At 63.6% G+C, this 1,847-nt stretch carries 3 protein-coding genes; 2 read left to right on the forward strand and 1 reads right to left on the reverse strand.

The features are described 5' to 3' along the window. Positions 1–118: 118 nt before the first annotated feature. Complete coding sequence (locus FCI23_RS58035) at positions 119–277, forward strand: hypothetical protein (RefSeq protein ID WP_169317495.1); 159 nt, start codon at positions 119–121, stop codon at positions 275–277. Between the two features lie 108 nt (positions 278–385). On the opposite strand, the gene FCI23_RS55425 is transcribed toward FCI23_RS58035, so the two are convergent. Further along, complete coding sequence (locus FCI23_RS55425; protein ID WP_246144947.1) at positions 386–877, reverse strand: DUF4429 domain-containing protein; 492 nt, start codon at positions 875–877, stop codon at positions 386–388. A 218-nt stretch (positions 878–1,095) separates the two neighbouring features. Here FCI23_RS55425 and FCI23_RS55430 point away from each other — a divergent pair, with 218 nt between their 5' ends. Then, positions 1,096–1,545 carry a lamin tail domain-containing protein gene (locus tag FCI23_RS55430; protein ID WP_136731726.1) on the forward strand — a complete coding sequence of 150 codons (450 nt, stop codon included), beginning with the start codon at positions 1,096–1,098 and terminating at the stop codon, positions 1,543–1,545. The last annotated feature ends 302 nt before the right edge of the window (positions 1,546–1,847 follow it).

Here is a 1,847-nt window from a genome sequence, read left to right on the forward strand (position 1 = left end):
AGTGCCTTCGAGGCCATCCACCGCGCCTTCACCGGCAACCTCTGGATGCCCCCCATCGAGCAAGCCGCCTGACCAGCACACCTCACACACCGTCACCGGCCAACCACATTCCTTCTGAATGCTTACGGCGCAGGACGGCACTATCCGTACCCAGGAGCGAGCCCTCTCCGTGGCCGTCCGCCACATCACAGACCTGGAGGCCCTGCTCCGGGCGGCGGGCATTCTGGTTCCGGCCATCCCCTCCATGCTGGCCCCCTACCTCTCCGCCGTCCCCTGACCATCCCGAGATGGTGCCGGTCGAGCCTCCCGCCACTCCCGAGTACCACGACGAAACGCCCCGCTTCTCCCTCGTGGAGGAGCGGGGCGCTTTCGTGCGTCCGGGGTACTACTGGAGGCCGAGGAGGCGTGCCTTCTGCTGCACGAACTCGGCCTGGGTGAGGAGGCCCTGCTGTACCAACTGAGCGAGTTTGGTCAGCTCGTCGGCGGTGGACGGGGACTGCACCCCAGTGGGCAGCTGCGGTGCGTGGTGCTGGGCTATAGCGGCGTCGAGGACCTTGCGGAGTTCCTCGAACGCTGGCATCTGCTTCTTCGTGAACAGCACTGAGTTCTCGTCCCCCCTGGCCTGTTGGGTTTGGTTACCGGCCTTGGACCGTCTTTCGACGCCTCCGGGGATTCCGAATTGGATGAAGCCCTCGACGATAGCTCCGGCAGGTTTCCACTGGACGCTGGCGATCTGGCTGATGTGCAGACGCTTCTCACCCTTACCGACGATGGACCGGGCGAGGAAACCCTTGCGGGTGATAGTCACGTACTGGCCGTCGAACTGAATCTGTCCGCCCTTGCCCTGGACCTCGATCACGTGCAGTTCTCTTCTCAAGATGGTGCTGTTGGGGGGCCATCGTGGCAGCTCAAGCCCTCGATGAGGAGAGCATGTGGCCGACATGTGACCAAAATGCACCCGATGTGGTACCCAGCCGAACACACATGATCATCCCGGTTTCGTAACAAGGCACCACATCCGCCCCCATGCCACCTATCGTGGTCCACCTCGCGTAGCCATCTCAGCTACGCCGCTCCAGGGGGGACACCCGCACCATGCGCCACCGCATCACCGCAACCCTGCTCGCCGCAGCAGCAGCTTTCACGGGGCTGGCCACTGCCGCACCCGCCCAGGCCGCCGGATCCGTCCACCTGACGGAGATCTATTACAACTCGCCGGGGTCGGACAACCGCTCCAACAGCAGCCTGAATGCCGAATGGGTGCTGATAAAGAACTCGACGTCGAAGGGCGTCAGCCTGAAGGGCTGGACCCTCACCGACGCCAGCAGCCACAAGTACACCTTCGGCACCTACACCCTCGGCGCCGGGAAGTCCGTGAAGATCCACACAGGCAAGGGGACCAACACCACCAGCAACCGCTACCAGCAGCGCGGCGCGTACGTCTGGAACAACGACAAGGACAAGGCCACGCTGAAGCGGTCATCGGGCACGGTGCAGGACACCTGCTCGTACAACTCGACCAAGGTCTCCTACAAGATGTGCTGACCTGCCCGCATGAAAGCGCCCCGTTCTCCCTTCCGGGAGGGCGGGGCGCTTTCGTCATGCCCCGGAGACGCCCTTCTAGCGGTGCCGCAGCAGCTGTACGGTCGTGCAAGTTCGCGCACACTCCTGGAGATCGGGCATCTCCACGCGCAAGCTCGAACAAGGGAATCGTCCGCTCAGCTTGACGTTTAACCTCGCAGGTCACCCGACCTGCTGATCTGCGGTTCTTCCCGGGACAGAAGGGGCGGCCGTTCTCCACGCTTCGAGATGTCGAGTCACGAAGCACGAGAGAACGGCCGCTGTGT

Source organism: Actinacidiphila oryziradicis (assembly GCF_005047355.1).
GTDB classification, from domain to species: Bacteria; Actinomycetota; Actinomycetes; order Streptomycetales; family Streptomycetaceae; genus Actinacidiphila; species Actinacidiphila oryziradicis.